Raw genomic sequence first — 15,852 nt, forward strand, 5'->3', positions numbered from 1 at the left:
CGCATCGTAGCGGGTTCGGTGCGCCGCGGGCGGCGCCGCTCAGGCCAGCGGCACCCTGCCCGAGGGGACGACGAGCTGCGCCAGCGCGCGCGGCACCACCGCCTGGCTGTCGACCGGGCGCACCAGGCGGTCCTTCACCAGCTTGTGCAGGCTGCGCCGCGTCATCGAGTGGGGCTGGCCGCCGTGGCTGACGAACAGGAACAGCGTGCGCTTGTCGGAAGCCCACTTCAGGTGCGCGCGGCGCCATTGGTGGCGCGCGTGCAGGTCCACCCAGCAGCCCGGGGCGAGGCCGGAGAGCAGCGCTTCGGCATCCTGGTCGGACAGGCCTTCGGGCTGCACCGGCGACTGTACGGCGCGTGCCTGCAGGGGCATGGTTTCGCTGCGCGGGGCATCCTCGAAGCCGACCGCATGCAGTTCCTGCTGCGCCATCCACGGTTCGCCGGGCGCGCGCTTCGGCGCGGCCGCAACCGTGGGGGCGGGCGGCTCGTGCGGCGCGATCTCGCGATGGCGGTGGCGCGCGCGCAGCTTGAGCACCGGCCGGTGCAGCGCCTCGAGCTGCAGGAAGAAGGCTTCGCTTTCCGCCGGCTGCTGGCCCAGCATGGCGAGGCCGGAGCGCAGCTTCATCAGCAGGCGCGGGATCAGTTCGAAGGCGCGCGCTGGATCGTGCAGCGCGAGTTCGCGCTTGACGCTCCACAGCAGGTCGGTGACGACGGCCACGTAGCCGCCCGGATCGATGCCGCGCCCGGGCTGCGTCAGGCGCGCATGCGCCACCGCCAGCGACCAGGTGCCCAGCACGAAATCGCGCACCGCCTCGTGCACGTCCTCGAGGTCCGAGCGTTGCCCGAACTCGCCGGCGATCTGGTCGGCCTCGTGCTGGCGGCGCTCGGCGAACTGCACGGCGTCGAGCACCTTGCGCTGCGGCTCGTCGTCCAGCGCATCCTGGGCCGCCCACGTGGCCTGCAGGTCCGTCAGCGCGGCGCGGAAGGGATCCGAGTTTTCCAGCGGATCGATGTCGTTGAGGCGCTGGAAGCTGCGCGCGACCGGTCCGAAGAAGCCCTGGAATTCGACGCTGAATTCGTCGTTGTGGCGGAAGCTGCGCTCGGCCACCTTCTCGACCAGCAAGCGCCCGGGGTGGTCCTCGTCGCTGAAGAAACGCGGCGCGACCATGGCCAGCCGCAGCAGCGAAGGCTCGAGGCCGACGATCGCCTCGCGCACCGGCGCCAGCAGGCGCGGGTCGTCGGCGACGCGGTTCACCAGCCGCCGCACCACCTCGAGCCCGTAGACCTGGCCGACCTCGCGGGCCTGCTTCTTCAGGCGCCCGTGCACCAGGGCGCGTTCGCGCGGTGCACTGAAGCGGCCCCATTCCTGCGGCAGCGGGCTCTGCACGTCCACCGCCCGCGCCGGCCGGTCCACCGGCGCGACGTGCATGTGCTGCTGCACCGCGCGTTCGTCGTACGTGTCGCCCTCGTCGTCGCCGGTTTCCAGCGCCCGCAGTTCGGCCTCGACCTGCGCGTAGTAGCTCGGTGCGAGCGGCCGGTGGGCCTGCGGCTCGCCGCGCGCCAGGAACTGCTGCAGGCGCTCGCCGTCGACGTTGCGCACCGGCAGGTCGGCAAAGCCGGAGAAGCCCGAAGTGCCGAAGGGATCGGAGCTCGGGGCGCCGAAGCGCGAGGCACCGCCCAGGGCGGCGGACTGCGAGCTGCGGCCCAGGGCCGCGGACTGCGACGACCCCCCGAGCGGCGCGGGCTGCGACAGCCCGCCGAGCGGCGCCGGGCGCGACATTCCTCCCAGGGGCGCCGGCCTGGACAGGCCACCGAGCGGCGCCGGCCGCGACAGGCCATCGAGGGGCGCCGGGCGGGACAGGCCCTCCAGCGGCGCCGGCCGCGACAGCCCGCCCAGCGGGGCGGGACGCGAGGCGCTCCCTAGTGGCGCGGAGCGCGACGAGGGGCCCGCCGCGGCCGCACGCAGGCGGTAGTTGGCGGCGCTCACCCGCTGCAGCGTGAGGAAGTGCGTCTGCGCCTTGTAGACCTGCTCCAGCTCCTGCGCCAGGGGTGTGGCCATGTGCCGCAGCCACAGGCCCGGCCAGGTGGGATCGGGCTGGGTTTCGGCCATCATGTCGCGCAGCGCCTGCGCATACACGGCCGGCCGCAGCGGATTGCGTTCCGGCTGCACCACCGGCAGGCCCAGCGCGCTGCTCATGAGGGCATCGAGTTCGGCCAGCGGCCGCTCCAGCGTGGCGGTGAGCAGCTGCGCCAGGCGCGAGGTTTCGACGTTGCGGGAGATCTCTTGGTCGTCCACCAGGGCGAGCGTCGGGCCTTCATCGCGCTGGAAGGAGGACAGGCGTGGCTTCTCGCTCGCTTCCCCTTCGAAGGCGGAGCCGAGCAGCTGGGGAAAGCGCGTGCTCCACGCCTTGCGGCGCGCCACCAGCTCGCGCCAGGCGTCGGCGGCGCGCTGCCGATGCTCGCCGCTGGCCGCGGATTCGGCCAGCTGCAGGGCCGCGACGGCATGGTCGACGCATTTCTCGATCAGGCGCGCGGCGGCGCTCACGGCCTCGCCCATGCTGCGCGAGACGGTCTGGTTGACAACGGACATACGGGCTGGCGGGCTCCCTTGGAAGCCCATTAGACCCGGCCGCAAGGGCCCCGGCAACCGCGCTCCGCCCGGCGCGCCCCTGGACGCGCCGGATGGTGGCCGATTCCCTACACCTTCAGGCGTCCGGCGCCGCGGCGAGGGCCGGATACGGAGCAGGGAGGCATGAACGCAGAAGCCGCAAAAGCCACGCAAAAGCCGCAAAAGGAGAACCCGTCAAAGTGGATTCCCTTTGCGGTTTTTGCGCTACTTTTGCGGCTTTTGCGTTGAGGGCAGGCCGGATCGCGCAGGGCGCCTCTCAGCAGCCCGCCGCCTTCGCCTTCTGCCGCCAAGCATGCAGCAGCGGTTCGGTGTAGCCGCTCGGCTGCTCCTTGCCCTTGAACACGAGGTCCAGGGCCGCGCGGTAGGCGAAGGAGGTCTCCCAGTTGCCGGCCATCGGCTTGTAGAACGGGTCGCCGGCGTTCTGCTTGTCGACCACCGCGGCCATGCGCCGGAAGGTCTCGCGCACCTGCTGCTCGGTGACGACGCCGTGCAGCAGCCAATTGCAGATGTGCTGGCTGGAGATGCGCAGCGTCGCACGGTCTTCCATCAGGCCGACGTTGTGGATGTCCGGCACCTTGGAGCAGCCGACGCCCTGGTCCACCCAGCGCACCACGTAGCCCAGGATGCCCTGGCAGTTGTTGTCCAGTTCCTGCTGGCGCTCCTCGGCGCTCCATTTCACTTCCGGCGCGACCGGCACGGTGAGCAGTCCGGTGAGCAGCTTTTCGCGCTCGGCTTCGTAGTCGACCTGCTCCAGTTCCTGCTGCACCGCGAACACGTCGACCAGGTGGTAGTGCAGGGCGTGCAGCGTGGCGGCCGTCGGCGAGGGCACCCACGCGGTATTCGCGCCGGCCTTCGGGTGCACGATCTTCTGTTCCAGCATCGCGGCCATCAGGTCGGGCATGGCCCACATGCCCTTGCCGATCTGCGCCCGGCCCCGCAGGCCGCAGGCCAGGCCCACCAGCACGTTGCTGCGCTCGTAGGCCTGGATCCAGGCGCTGGACTTCATGTCGCCCTTGCGGATCATCGGGCCGGCGAACATCGCGGTGTGCATCTCGTCGCCGGTGCGATCGAGGAAGCCGGTGTTGATGAAGGCCACGCGCGCCGCGGCGCCGGCGATGCAGGCCTGCAGGTTGACGCTGGTGCGGCGCTCCTCGTCCATGATGCCCAGCTTCACCGTGTTGGCGGGCAGGCCCAGCAACTGCTCGACGCGGCCGAACAGCTCGGAGGCGAAGGCCGCTTCGGCCGGCCCGTGCATCTTGGGCTTCACGATGTAGATCGAGCCGGTGCGCGAGTTGCGGATGCCGTCCTTGCCCTGGCCCTGCAGGTCCACCATCGCGATGGCGGTGGTCACCACCGCGTCGAGGATGCCTTCGTAGATTTCCTTGCCGCCGTCCCACAGGATCGCCGGATTGGTCATGAGGTGGCCGACGTTGCGCAGGAACAGCAGCGAGCGGCCATGCAGGCGCACCTCGCCCTCGCCGTCGGGGCCCTTGTAGATGCGGTCGGGGTTCAGCCCGCGCGTGAAGGTGCGGCCGCCCTTGGAGACCTGCTCGGTCAGCGTGCCCTGCAGGATGCCCAGCCAGTTGCGGTAGGCGTGCAGCTTGTCCTCGGCGTCCACCGCCGCGATCGAGTCTTCCAGGTCGAGGATGGTGGACAGGGCGGCTTCGACGACCACGTCGGCCACACCCGCCGGATCGGTGGCGCCGATCGCGTGCTGGCGGTCGATGATGACATCGAGGTGCAGGCCGTTGTTCTTGAGGAGGATGGAGGAGGGCGCGTTCGCCTCGCCTTGGTAGCCGACGAACTTCGCGGGATCCTTCAGGCCGGTGGAGGATCCGCCCTTCAACGCCACGACCAGCTTGCCGCCTTCGACCTTGTAGCCGGTGGAGTCGGCGTGCGAGCCGCTGGCCAGCGGCGCAGCCTGGTCCAGCACCTGGCGGGCGCGCGCGATCACCTTGGCGCCGCGCACCTCGTTGTAGCCGGGACCCTTGTCGGCGCCGCCGGACTCGGGGATGACGTCGGTGCCATAGAGCGCGTCGTACAGCGAGCCCCAGCGCGCGTTGGCCGCGTTGAGCGCGTAGCGGGCGTTCAGGATCGGCACGACGAGTTGCGGTCCGGCCTGCAGCGCGAGTTCGGCGTCGACGTTGGCGGTGGTCGCCTTGGCGCCCTTGGCCGAGGGCGCCAGGTAGCCGATCTTCTCGAGGAAGCCGCGGTAGCCGGCCATGTCGCGGATCGGGCCGGGGTTCTTGCGGTGCCAGCCATCGAGCTCGGACTGCAGGCGATCGCGCTCGGCCAGCAGCGCTGCGTTCTTCGGCGACAGGTCCTTCACGATGGCGTCGAAACCCTGCCAGAACCTGGCCGGGTCCACGTCGACGGTGGGCAGCACCTGTTGGTCGATGAAGTCCTTGAGCGCGGTGTCCACCTGGAGGCCGTGGATGGTCGTGCGGCTGGTCATGTTGCTCTGCTCCTGTTTGCGATCAATCGAAGAATGCGAAGACGTCGTCGAGGCTGCTGCCGGTGCGCGTGGGCTCCGTCCCGAGCTCCTCGAACGGCAGCCGGTAGCGGTTCACCCACAGCGTGCGGTAGCCGAACCAGGTGGCGGCGAGCGCGTCCCAGGCGTTGCAGCTGACGAAGAGGATCTGGTTGGCCGGCCGCTTGACGGCCTGCGTGCCGAGGCGATAGGCGTCGGGATGCGTCTTGTACTTGCGCACGCCGTCGACGCTGATCACGTGATCGAGCAGGCCGTCGAGGCCGGCGCTGCGCACCGCCACGCCCAGCATCTGCGGGTCGCCGTTGCTCAGGATGCCGGTGGTGACGCCGCGCGTCCTGAGCGCCTGCAGCACCTCGCGGTTCTCGGGGAACGCGGAGAGATGCCGGTACTGGTTCATGAGCTGCTGCTCGCGTTCGGCGCCGAGCTCCAGCCCGAGCCGCTTGCAGGCGTAGCGCAGGCCGGCGCGCGTCAGCTCCCAGAACGGCTGGTAGTGCGCGCCGTTGTCGCTGGTGGTGACCAGGCGCGTGTACTCGATCTGCTTGTCGCGCCAGAGGATCGAAAGCGCCTGGCCCTGCCCGGGGAACAGTTGTTCCGCGAGCAGGCCCACGCTGTAGACGTCGAAAAGCGTGCCGTAGGCATCGAACAGCACCACCTTGGGGTAATCCATGACGCTACTGTATTACGAACTCAGCGCGTCATTAATGAAGGAGAAGTCTACGAATCAGTGACTTGTATATGGGGAGTGCGGTGCAGCATTCGAAAATGCGTTTCGCAATGTGGTGAATAGCGAGTTTTGCGCTCGCAAAAGCGTTGCCTCTGACCCGGACCACGCCGGGAGGCAGTCCGCCTCACCGAATGTCCCCCGGCGCGGATGAGAGACTGGCGCGAAGCTGGCGATACGCCCGCGCCTCCTCCTTGATTTCGGTGAGTCGGACTGCCTCCCGGCGCGGTCCTGCCAGGTGCGGACGGGGGCGTCGCTTCCCCCGCGGAGCATGCATGCTCAGGACGTCAACGAAGCTGCTGCGCTCCAATTGCGCACGGCATAGGGCCAGCCCGGGCCAGTGTCCGGCTGTGCGACATCAAGGAGGAGGCGCGGGCGCAACGCCAGCACGGGCCACGCGTCTCAACCGCGCCGGGGGACAGTCGCACAGACGGACACTGGCCCGGGCTGGTCCGGCGAGAGGGCAACGCCGTTCGCTGGCGGTCGGACTCCCGCGGCTCATCTCACGACTTCAGAACCCGAACACCTTCAGCGCATTCCCCGACCGGATCGCCTTCATCTGCGCCTCCGGCAACGCCGCCGTGTTCGCGAAGGCACCCTTCGTGTCGTGCACCCAGTGCGGCCAGTCGGTGCCGAACATCACGTGCTCGGCGCCCACGATCTCGATCAGGTACTTCAGCGGCCGCGGGTCGTAGGTGATGCTGTCGTAGTAGATGTGGCGCAGGTAGTCGGTCGGCTTGCGCTTCATCTGCCGGCGCGAGGGCAGCTCCACTTCGTCGCCCTTCTCGAAGCGCCCGACCAGGTACGGCAGCGTGCCGCCGCCGTGCGAGGCGATGATCTTGAGGTTGGGGTACTGGTCGAAGAAGCCTTCGAAGATCATGCGCGTGATCGCCAGCGTGGTGTCGAACATGAAGCCGACCGACCACGACAGGTCGAACTTGGTCATGTCCATGAAGTCCACGCCGGGCGGATCGGTGGGGTGCACCAGCACCGGCAGCTTGCGGTCGTCGATCGCCTGCCAGACCGGCGCGAACATGGGGTCGGTGAGGCTCTTGCCCGCCACGTTGGCCAGCACCATGACGCCGACGGCGCCGTTCGCGCATGCGCGCTCCAGTTCTTCCACCGCGCGCTGCGGGTACTCCCAGGGCAGCGAGGCGAACCAGCGGATGCGGTCCGGCCAGCGCGATTGCGCATCGGCGACGTTGTCGTTGGCTTCGCGGGCGGCCAGCACGCTGACCTCCTCACCGCCCCAGTACACGTTGGGACAGGTAAGCGAGACGACCGAGACGTCGATCTTCGCCTGGTCCATGTGCTGGATGCGCAGCTCCCAGTCGAAGTGGCCCTTCTGCGGGATCACCACCGGCGTGTTGCCGCGGAACACCTCGCGCTGGCCGTCGGGACGGGTCTGCACGTTGTAGATGCCGCTCTTTTCCTGCAGCAGCTGCAGCCACTTGTGCGTGAACATGTGGGTGTGGACGTCGATCACCGTCATCGGGTACTCCTGTGAAAAGGGGGTCAGTGCGTCAGCACCTGGCCCAGGAAGGTGCGCAGCCGCGCGCTGCGCGGCCGCTCGAAGAAGTCGGCGGGGCCGGCCATCTCGATGACCTGGCCCTCGTCCATGAAGACGACGCGATCGGCGACGCGGCGCGCGAAGCCCATCTCGTGGGTGACGATCATCATGGTCATGCCCTCGCCGGCAAGGCTCTCCATGGTCTGCAGCACCTCGTTCACCATCTCCGGGTCGAGCGAGGCCGTGGGCTCGTCGAACAGCACCACCTGCGGCCGCGTGCACAGGGCACGGGCGATCGCCACGCGCTGCTGCTGGCCGCCGGAGAGCTGCGCGGGGTAGCGCTGCGCCAGGTGTTCCAGGCCGACGCGCTGCAGATAGTGCATGGCGCGTTCATGCGCCTCGCGGCGGCCGACGCGCGCGCCCCAGATCGGGCCGACGGTGCAGTTCTGCAGCGCCGTCATGTGCGGGAACAGGTTGAACTGCTGGAACACCATGCCGACGCGGCGGTTCACCGCCAGCCGCGCCGCCCGCGTGATCGCGTCGGCGCCGATGGCGATGCCGCACACGTCCAGCCGACCCTGCTGGAACGGTTCGAGCAGGTTCACGGTGCGCACCAGCGTCGACTTGCCCGAGCCCGAGGGGCCGCAGATCACGATGCGCTCGCCGGCGGCGACCTGCAGGTCGATGTCGCGCAGCGCGTGGTAGGCGCCGTACCACTTGTTGATGCCGCTCATGCGGACGACGGCGTCGGCGGCCGGGGCGGGGGCGGAAGGGACTGCGTTCATCGGGCAGGGTGGCCGTCGTGCGTCTCGAGCCGGCGGCTGTAGCGGGACAGGCCGTAGCACACGGCCAGGTAGACCAGCGCCAGGAACACCTGGCCGGAAGTGAGGATGTTGGCTTCGCCGCTCCACTCGGGCGACTTGGCGCCGTTCTCGATCGCACCCAGCAGGTCGCTCAGGCCGATCACCGACAGCAGCGTGGTTTCCTTGACGATCGCGATCAGGATGTTGACCAGCGCCGGCACCACCGCGCGCACCGCCTGCGGCAGCACCACCAGCCGCAGCGTCGCGAAGTCGCCCAGGCCCACGGTGGCCGCCGCTTCGAGCTGGCCCGCCCCCACGGTCTGCAGGCCGCCACGGAACACTTCGGCGGCCATCGCGGCGTTGAAGAGAGCGAAGGCGACCAGCGCGCGCGTGAACAGGTCGAGGTTCCAGCCCGGGGGCAGGAACATCGGCAGCAACGTGGCGGCGACGAACAGCACCGCCAGCAGCGGCACGCTGCGCATGCCTTCGACGAAGCCGGCGCACAGCCAACGCAGCACCGGCAGCCGCGAGCGGCGGCCCAGCGCGAGCAGCAGCCCCAGCGGCAGCGCGGTGACGAAGGTGACCAGGGTGGCGGCCAGCGTGAGCAGCAGGCCGCCCCATTGCGTGGCGGGCACCGCCGGCAGCGGTCCGCCGCCCGCGAGCAGCAGCAGGAGCAGGCAGGGCAGCAGCACGAACCCCCACAGCACCGGCCCCGGCGACGCGCTCGCCGGCCGCCGCACCGCCCAGGCCCAGAAGCCGGCGAACAGCGCGAAGCCCACCCAGGGGCGCCACAGTTGCGCGTCCGGGTAGGGGCCGACGATCCAGGTCTTCCAGCGCGCCAGCACGAAGGCCCAGCACGCACCGTCGCTGCCGACGCAGGCTTCGCTGCTCGTGCCGCGCCAATGCGCGTGCAGCACGGCCCATTGCAGGAAATGCCAGCCGGCGACGAGCAGGGCCGCCGCCAGCAGCAGCGAGAACACGCCCGTCGGCAGGGAAGGAAACCAGAGCTGCCGCCAGCGCAAACGCGCGCCGGCCAGCCGGGCCGGTGCGGGCCGCGGCGCCAGGGGCAGGGCGCGCAGGAACTGCGTCATCGCGTCAGCGCGCCTGCCGCCGCAGCAGCCGGCCGTTGGCCAGGTTCACCGCCAACGCGATCAGCAGGTTGATCACCGCATACAGCAGCAGCACCAGCGTCATGGCCTCCAGCGCCTGGCTGGTCTGGCTCAGGACGGTGCCGCCGACGATCTGCATGATGTCCGGATAGCCGATGGCCGCCGCCAGCGAGGAGGCCTTGGCCAGCGACTGGTACTGGCCGGCCGCCGGCGGCAGCGCCAGCCGCAGGGCCTGCGGCAGCACCACCAGCAGCGCCGCGCGCGCGCCGCTGAGGCCGACGCTCGCCGCCGCTTCCGATTGCCCGCGCGGCACCGACTGGATGCCGGCGCGGAAGATCTCGGCCAGGAAGGCGCTGTTGTAGATCGCCAGTCCCAGCGTCAGCGCCATCAGTTCCGGCAGCAGCACCCAGCCGCCGCTCACGTTGAGGCCTTCGGCGACGGGGCGTTCGAGGCCCAGGCCTTGCGCGTCCCAGTGCAGCCGCGGCAGGAACAGGCCGCGGTTGTTCAGGAGGATGTCGCCCACCTGCAGGCTGTCGGCCACGGCCGGCAGCAGCGCCATCGCGGAGAAGTACCAGAAGAAGATCTGCAGCAGCAGCGGGATGTTGCGGAACACCTCGACCCAGGCGGTGCAGGCACCGCGCAGCAGCGGCTGCGCCGCGAGCCGGCCGAAGGCCACCGCCAGCGCGATCGCGGTGCCGAGCGCCGCGGCGAGCGCCACCACGATGAGCGTGTTCAGCGCCGCGACCACCACGGCGCGCAGGTAGGTGGAGCCCGGCCCGAAGTCGATCGGCGTCTGCGCGATCTCGAAACCGGCCTGCACCTGCAGGAAGCCGAAGCCGCTGGCGATGTGCAGCTGCCGCAGGTTGTGCACGAAGTTAGCCACGCCGGCCCAGGCCAGCCAGGCCACGGCGGCCAGCAGCAGGACCTGGCCGACGTAGCCCGGCAGCCGTTCGCGCAGAACGGCGCGGGACATCCTCATCGCGGTGTCAGCGCACCGGCACGGCCATCATCAGGCCGCCGTTGGCCACCAGCGCATTGCGCCCGCGCTCCAGGCGCAGCGGCGTCTTGGGGCCGACGTTGCGGTCCCACACTTCGCCGTAGTTGCCGACCGCCTTGACCGCCTTGTACGCGTAGTCGTTGCCCACGCCCAGCTTGCTGCCGAAGTCGCCGGTCACGCCCAGCAGCCGCTGCACGTCCGGGCTCTCCGACTTGAGCATGGCATCGACGTTGCCCTGGTTGATGCCCAGTTCCTCCGCCGCCACCAGCGCATTGAGCGTGAAGCGCACCAGCGCCTCCCAGCGCGGCTGGCCCTGCGCCACGATGGGGCCGATCGGCTCGTTCGACACGGTCTCGGCCAGCACCTTGAACTCGTCGCGGTTCGGCAGCTTGGCCAGGCGCGCCGCCAGGCCCGAGCGGTCGTTGATCGCCGCGTCGCAGCGCTTGGCGACGAAGGCGTCCCAGGCCTGTTCCTGCGAGGCGAAGGTGACGATCTTGTACTTCAGCTTGCGGGCGCGGAAGTAGTCCGCCACGATCAGCTCGGAGGTGCTGCCCTGCGCCGTGCAGATGGTGGCGTTGTTCAGGTCGCCGATCTTGTTGACGCGCGACTTGGTGGTGACGGCAAAGCCCTGGCCGTCGAAGAACATCACCTTCGGGAATTTCAGCCCGCCGACGTCGCGGCTCTGGGTCCAGGTGAAGCGGTGCGTCAGCACGTCCACCGCACCCGAGGGCAGGCTGGCGAAGGCCGTCTTCAGGTCCATCGGCTGCAGCTGGATCTTGCTGTCGTCGCCCAGCGCGGCCGCCGCGATGGCGCGGCACAGGTCGATGTCGAAGCCGGTGCGCTTGCCCGCGTTGTCCTCGGCGGAGAAGCCGGGGGCCGCCAGCGTCACCCCGCACTTCACCCCGCCGTGCGACTTGACATCGTCGAGGACGTCGGCACGCGCGGGGCTCGCCAGAGCAGCGAGCGTGACGAGGGCGCAGGCCAGCGGGGCCGCGCCGCAGTGGCGGATCGGAAAGTTCATGCAGGTCTCCGGGAATGCGTTCTGTTGTGCGCGGCAGTGTAGCGGCAGGCACCGGCCGTCCGCATCGGGGCAGACCCCGGCGCAACGCTCGCCCGCGGCGACAATGGCGCCATGCCTGATTCCCCGCTGCCGTATGCCGGCATCCGCGTCGTCGAATTCACCCACATGGTCATGGGGCCGACCTGCGGCATGGTGCTGGCGGACCTCGGCGCGGAAGTGATCAAGGTGGAGCCGCCGCAGGGCGACAACACGCGCCGCCTGCTCGGCTCCGGCGCCGGCTTCTTCCCGCTGTTCAACCGCAACAAGAAGAGCATCGCGCTGGACCTGCAGACCGCCGAGGGCAGGGAGGCGGCGCTGAAGCTGATCGCCACGGCCGACATCGTGAGCGAGAACTTCAAGCCCGGCACGATGGAGAAGCTGGGCCTCGACTACGCCACCCTGGCGAAGCGCGATCCGCGCATCATCTTCGTCAGCCACAAGGGCTTCCTGCCGGGCCCCTACGAACACCGCACCGCGCTCGACGAGGTGGTGCAGATGATGGGCGGCCTGGCCTACATGACGGGCCGGCCGGGCGACCCGCTGCGTGCCGGCACGAGCGTCAACGACATCATGGGCGGCATGTTCGGTGCCATCGGCGCGATGGCGGCACTGGCGCAGCGCGAGCAGACGGGTCGCGGCCAGCAGGTGCAGAGCGCGCTGTTCGAGAACAACGTGTTCCTGGTGGCGCAGCACATGATGCAGTTCGCCGTCACCGGCAAGCCCGCCGCGCCGATGCCGGCGCGCATCTCCGCCTGGGCGGTGTACGACGTGTTCACCGTCCGGGGCGGCGACCAGATCTTCCTGGCGGCCGTCAGCGACACCCAGTGGAAGACCTTCTGCCACGCCTTGGCCTACGCCGACCTGCTGGCCGACGAACGCCTGAGGACCAACAACGACCGCGTCCGCGCCCGCGAGTGGCTGATCCCGGTGCTGCGCGAGCGCCTCGCCTCGCACAGCGCCGCCGAACTGAGCGACGTGTTCGAGCGACACGGCTTGCCCTTCGCGCCGATCACCCGGCCGCAGGAGCTGTTCGACGATCCGCACCTCAACGCCACCGGCGGCCTGGCCCCGATGGACTTGCCGGACGGGCGCCAGACCAAGGTCCCGCTGCTGCCCTTCACGGTCGACGGCCACCGGCCCGGCGTGCGCCTGCAGCCGCCCAGGCTCAACGAGCATGGTCCCGCACTGCTGCGCGAACTCGGCTACGGCGAGGAAGAGATCGCACGCTTCGCGCCGAATGCGAACGAAGGAATACGTTAGCAGTGTCCACTGATTCGTGACCTGCACCGCGATAATCCGCGCTGCATGGACAAGCTGAAGCAGCTCGAATCCTTTGTTTCCGTCGCCACCCGCGGCAGCCTCACCGCTGCTGCGCGCGCCGAGGGCGTGGCGCCGGCCATCATGGGCCGGCGGCTGGATGCGCTGGAAGAGCGCCTGGGCGTGAAGCTGCTGGTGCGCACCACGCGCCGCATCACGCTCACGCACGAAGGCAGCGCCTTCCTCGAGGACTGCCAGCGCCTGCTGGCCGACCTGGCGAACGCGGAGGCGAGCGTGAGCGCCGGCGGCGTCAAGGCCAGCGGGCACCTGCGCGTCACGGCGCCTGCCGGCTTCGGCCGCCGCCACGTCGCGCCGCTGGTGCCGCGCTTTCGCGAACTGCACATGGACGTGACGATCTCGCTGAACCTGAGCGACCGCGTGGTCGATGTCGCCGGCGAGGGCTACGACTGCGCGGTGCGGGTCGGCGATTTCCCGGATTCCTCGCTGGTGAGCGTGCGGCTGGCGGACAACCGGCGGCTGTGCGTCGCCACGCCGCAGTACCTGCGCCAGCACGGCACGCCGGAACATCCCAACGACCTGGCACGCTTCGATTGCCTCACGCTGTCCAGCGACGCCTCCCAGACGCGCGGCTGGGCCTTCGTGGTGCCGGGGCGCAACGGCGAGGGCGAGCTGCTGCACATCAAGCCGCAAGGCCCGCTCGATTGCTCGGACGGCCAGGTGCTGCACGACTGGTGCCTGCAGGGCTTCGGCATCGCCTGGCGCAGCACCTGGGAGGTGGAGCAGGAGATCAGCGAAGGCCGCCTGGCCGAAGTGCTCGCCCCGTTCGCCGCTCCGCCCAACGGCATCTACGCCGTCTTCCCGCAGCGCAAGCACCTGCCCCTGCGGGTGCGGCTGTGGATCGACTTCCTCAAGCACCACTATGCCCAGCCGCGGTTCTGGATGGCGGGCTGAAACGAACCATGATCCTCGAATCCATCCTGGCCTTCCTGCACCTGTCCGCGATCTTCGCCCTGATCGTGTTCTCCACCAGCGAGGCCGCCCTGTGCCGCTCGGAGTGGATGAACGCGCGCATCGTGGAGCGGCTGGTGCGCGTCGACCGCATCTACTGGATCGCGCTGATCGCGATCGTGCTCACCGGGCTGGCGCGCGTCGTCTGGGGCATCAAGGGGGCGGGCTGGTACTGGACCAACTGGCTGCTGCACCTGAAGATCACGGCGACCCTGGTCGTGATCGCGCTGTCGCTGCGGCCGACGCTGCGCTTCCGGCGCTGGCAGGGCGCGCTGCAGTCCGGCGGCACCCTGCCGGCGGAAGCGGAGGTCACGCAGGTGCGCAAGATGGTGATGGTCAACACGCACATCGTGCCGCTGATCCCGCTGGCGGCGGTGTTCCTGGCGCGGGGGTTCGGGGGGCGGTAGCGAGAATGGCCGGTCTTGCGCCTGGCAGGGCGGTTCGGGGGCGATAGCCGTCATCCCCGCGCAGGCGGGGACCCAGAGCACGCGCGCAGCGCGTGAATCCCGGAAGCCCTGGCTTCCCGCCTGCGCGGGAAGGACGGGGGATGGCCCCCCCGTAAAATCCCCCGATGCTCCAAGCGAAACAAGATCTGCTCGCCGCGCTGGCGGCCGGGCTGGAACAGCTGTCGCCGGGTGCGGGGGAGAAGGCGGCCTTCGAAAGCCCCAAGGTCGCCGCCCACGGCGACCTCGCCTGCACCGCCGCGATGCAGCTGGCCAAGCCGCTCAAGCGCAACCCGCGCCAGGTGGCCGAAGCCCTGCGCGACGCGCTGCTGGCCACCCCCGCCTTCGGGCAGTGGGTCGACGCGATCGAGATCGCCGGCCCGGGCTTCCTCAACATCCGCCTCAAGGCCGCGGCCAAGCAGCAGGTGGTGCGCGAGGCGCTGGCCGCCGGTGCCGGCTTCGGCCAGCAGGCGTTGCATGGGCGCCGCATCCTGGTCGAATTCGTCTCGGCCAATCCCACCGGGCCGCTGCACGTGGGCCACGGCCGGCAGGCGGCGCTCGGCGACGCGATCTGCAACCTGTACGCCACCCAGGGCTGGAACGTCTACCGCGAGTTCTACTACAACGACGCCGGCGTGCAGATCCAGACGCTCGCCACCAGCGTGCAGCTGCGCGCCCGGGGCTTCAAGCCCGGCGACGCCGAATGGCCCGAAGCGGCCTACAACGGCGACTACATCCAGGACATCGCCGACGACTTCCTGGCGAAGCAGACGGTGAAGTCCGACGACCGCGAGTACACCGCCAGCGGCGACCCCGATGACCTCGACGGCATCCGGCAGTTCGCCGTCGCCTACCTGCGCCACGAGCAGGACCTGGACCTGCAGGCCTTCGCGGTGCGCTTCGACAACTACTACCTCGAATCGAGCCTCTACACCAGCGGCAAGGTCGACACGGTGGTGCAGCGCCTGCGGGACAACGGCAAGACCTACGAGCACGAAGGCGCGCTGTGGCTGAAGTCGACCGAGTACGGCGACGACAAGGACCGCGTGATGCGCAAGGGCGACGGCACGTACACGTATTTCGTGCCGGACGTCGCGTACCACATCACCAAGTGGGAACGCGGCTTCACCAAGGTGGTGAACATCCAGGGCACCGACCACCACGGCACGATCGCGCGCGTGCGGGCCGGCCTGCAGGCCGCCGGCGTCGGCATTCCCGAGGGCTATCCGGACTACGTGCTGCACACCATGGTGCGCGTGATGCGCGGCGGCGAGGAGGTGAAGATCTCCAAGCGCGCCGGCAGCTACGTGACCTTGCGCGACCTGGTCGAGTGGACCAGCAAGGACGCGGTGCGCTTCTTCCTGCTGTCACGCAAGCCGGACACCGAATACGTGTTCGACGTCGACCTGGCGCTGGCGCAGAACAACGACAACCCCGTGTATTACGTCCAGTATGCGCACGCCCGCATCTCCTCGGTGCTGGCGGCCTGGGGCGGCGACGCGGCGGCGCTTCCCGGGGCCGACCTGTCGTCGCTGGAACACCCGGCCGCGTTGAACCTGATGCTGCAGCTGGCGCGCTATCCGGAGGTGCTCTCCGCGGCGGCGGCGGATTTCGCCCCGCACGACATCACCTTCTACCTGCGCGAACTGGCGGCCGCGTACCACTCTTACTACGACAGCGAACGGATCCTGGTGGACGACGACAAGCTGAAACACGCGCGCCTGGCGCTGGTGGCTGCGGTCGCGCAGGTATTGCACAATGGACTGGCTGTGCTGGGGGTGAGTGCCCCCCACAAGATGTGAGC

12 protein-coding genes are annotated in these 15,852 nt (G+C 69.8%); 4 read left to right on the plus strand and 8 right to left on the minus strand.

Going from position 1 to position 15,852, the window contains the following annotated elements; all coding sequences use genetic code 11:
• Positions 1-39 precede the first annotated feature (39 nt).
• From JI746_RS18885 to JI746_RS18920, 8 genes are all read right to left on the minus strand, one after another.
• Entirely contained in the window at positions 40-2,589 is a 2,550-nt protein-coding gene (locus tag JI746_RS18885; RefSeq protein ID WP_201691806.1) for a DUF1631 family protein, read from the minus strand.
• A 295-nt stretch (positions 2,590-2,884) separates the two neighbouring features.
• Positions 2,885-5,083, minus strand: a complete 2,199-nt coding sequence (locus JI746_RS18890; protein WP_201691807.1) for a malate synthase G — start codon at positions 5,081-5,083, stop codon at positions 2,885-2,887.
• A gap of 22 nt (positions 5,084-5,105) precedes the next feature.
• Entirely contained in the window at positions 5,106-5,786 is a 681-nt protein-coding gene (locus JI746_RS18895; RefSeq protein ID WP_201691808.1) for a haloacid dehalogenase type II, read from the minus strand.
• 565 nt (positions 5,787-6,351) lie between these two features.
• Positions 6,352-7,332 carry an amidohydrolase family protein gene (locus tag JI746_RS18900; protein WP_201691809.1) on the minus strand — a complete coding sequence of 327 codons (981 nt, stop codon included), beginning with the start codon at positions 7,330-7,332 and terminating at the stop codon, positions 6,352-6,354.
• A 23-nt stretch (positions 7,333-7,355) separates the two neighbouring features.
• On the minus strand, positions 7,356-8,135 hold the full coding sequence (locus JI746_RS18905) for an amino acid ABC transporter ATP-binding protein (protein ID WP_201691810.1): 780 nt from the start codon (positions 8,133-8,135) through the stop codon (positions 7,356-7,358).
• Entirely contained in the window at positions 8,132-9,244 is a 1,113-nt protein-coding gene (locus JI746_RS18910) for an amino acid ABC transporter permease (RefSeq protein WP_201691811.1), read from the minus strand. The genes JI746_RS18905 and JI746_RS18910 overlap by 4 nt, the downstream gene beginning before the upstream one ends.
• Before the next feature lie 4 nt (positions 9,245-9,248).
• Complete coding sequence (locus JI746_RS18915) at positions 9,249-10,235, minus strand: ABC transporter permease subunit (RefSeq protein ID WP_201691812.1); 987 nt, start codon at positions 10,233-10,235, stop codon at positions 9,249-9,251.
• A 13-nt stretch (positions 10,236-10,248) separates the two neighbouring features.
• The gene (locus JI746_RS18920) at positions 10,249-11,280 is read right to left on the minus strand and encodes an amino acid ABC transporter substrate-binding protein (protein WP_201691813.1); all 1,032 of its coding nucleotides are present in this window, start codon (positions 11,278-11,280) and stop codon (positions 10,249-10,251) included.
• Between the two features lie 111 nt (positions 11,281-11,391).
• Here JI746_RS18920 and JI746_RS18925 point away from each other — a divergent pair, with 111 nt between their 5' ends.
• From JI746_RS18925 to argS, 4 genes are all read left to right on the plus strand, one after another.
• Entirely contained in the window at positions 11,392-12,579 is a 1,188-nt protein-coding gene (locus tag JI746_RS18925) for a CaiB/BaiF CoA transferase family protein (protein ID WP_201691814.1), read from the plus strand.
• A 45-nt stretch (positions 12,580-12,624) separates the two neighbouring features.
• A complete protein-coding gene (locus JI746_RS18930) occupies positions 12,625-13,548 on the plus strand; it encodes a LysR family transcriptional regulator (protein ID WP_201691815.1) in 924 nt (307 codons plus the stop codon).
• Between the two features lie 8 nt (positions 13,549-13,556).
• Positions 13,557-14,012 carry a DUF2214 family protein gene (locus tag JI746_RS18935; protein WP_201691816.1) on the plus strand — a complete coding sequence of 152 codons (456 nt, stop codon included), beginning with the start codon at positions 13,557-13,559 and terminating at the stop codon, positions 14,010-14,012.
• A 164-nt stretch (positions 14,013-14,176) separates the two neighbouring features.
• A complete protein-coding gene (argS, locus tag JI746_RS18940) occupies positions 14,177-15,850 on the plus strand; it encodes an arginine--tRNA ligase (protein ID WP_201691817.1) in 1,674 nt (557 codons plus the stop codon).
• Positions 15,851-15,852: the final 2 nt, after the last annotated feature.

This window comes from Ramlibacter alkalitolerans (assembly GCF_016722765.1).
Classification (GTDB): domain Bacteria; phylum Pseudomonadota; class Gammaproteobacteria; order Burkholderiales; family Burkholderiaceae_C; genus Ramlibacter; species Ramlibacter alkalitolerans.

Bases quoted from the DNA above. Each gene is read 5' to 3' on its own strand.
- JI746_RS18885 (WP_201691806.1), bottom strand. From the start codon at position 2,589: ATGTCCGTTGTCAACCAGACCGTCTCGCGCAGCATGGGCGAGGCCGTG.
- JI746_RS18890 (WP_201691807.1), bottom strand. From the start codon at position 5,083: ATGACCAGCCGCACGACCATCCACGGCCTCCAGGTGGACACCGCGCTC.
- JI746_RS18895 (WP_201691808.1), bottom strand. From the start codon at position 5,786: ATGGATTACCCCAAGGTGGTGCTGTTCGATGCCTACGGCACGCTTTTC.
- JI746_RS18900 (WP_201691809.1), bottom strand. From the start codon at position 7,332: ATGACGGTGATCGACGTCCACACCCACATGTTCACGCACAAGTGGCTG.
- JI746_RS18905 (WP_201691810.1), bottom strand. From the start codon at position 8,135: ATGAACGCAGTCCCTTCCGCCCCCGCCCCGGCCGCCGACGCCGTCGTC.
- JI746_RS18910 (WP_201691811.1), bottom strand. From the start codon at position 9,244: ATGACGCAGTTCCTGCGCGCCCTGCCCCTGGCGCCGCGGCCCGCACCG.
- JI746_RS18915 (WP_201691812.1), bottom strand. From the start codon at position 10,235: ATGTCCCGCGCCGTTCTGCGCGAACGGCTGCCGGGCTACGTCGGCCAG.
- JI746_RS18920 (WP_201691813.1), bottom strand. From the start codon at position 11,280: ATGAACTTTCCGATCCGCCACTGCGGCGCGGCCCCGCTGGCCTGCGCC.
- JI746_RS18925 (WP_201691814.1), top strand. From the start codon at position 11,392: ATGCCTGATTCCCCGCTGCCGTATGCCGGCATCCGCGTCGTCGAATTC.
- JI746_RS18930 (WP_201691815.1), top strand. From the start codon at position 12,625: ATGGACAAGCTGAAGCAGCTCGAATCCTTTGTTTCCGTCGCCACCCGC.
- JI746_RS18935 (WP_201691816.1), top strand. From the start codon at position 13,557: ATGATCCTCGAATCCATCCTGGCCTTCCTGCACCTGTCCGCGATCTTC.
- argS (WP_201691817.1), top strand. From the start codon at position 14,177: ATGCTCCAAGCGAAACAAGATCTGCTCGCCGCGCTGGCGGCCGGGCTG.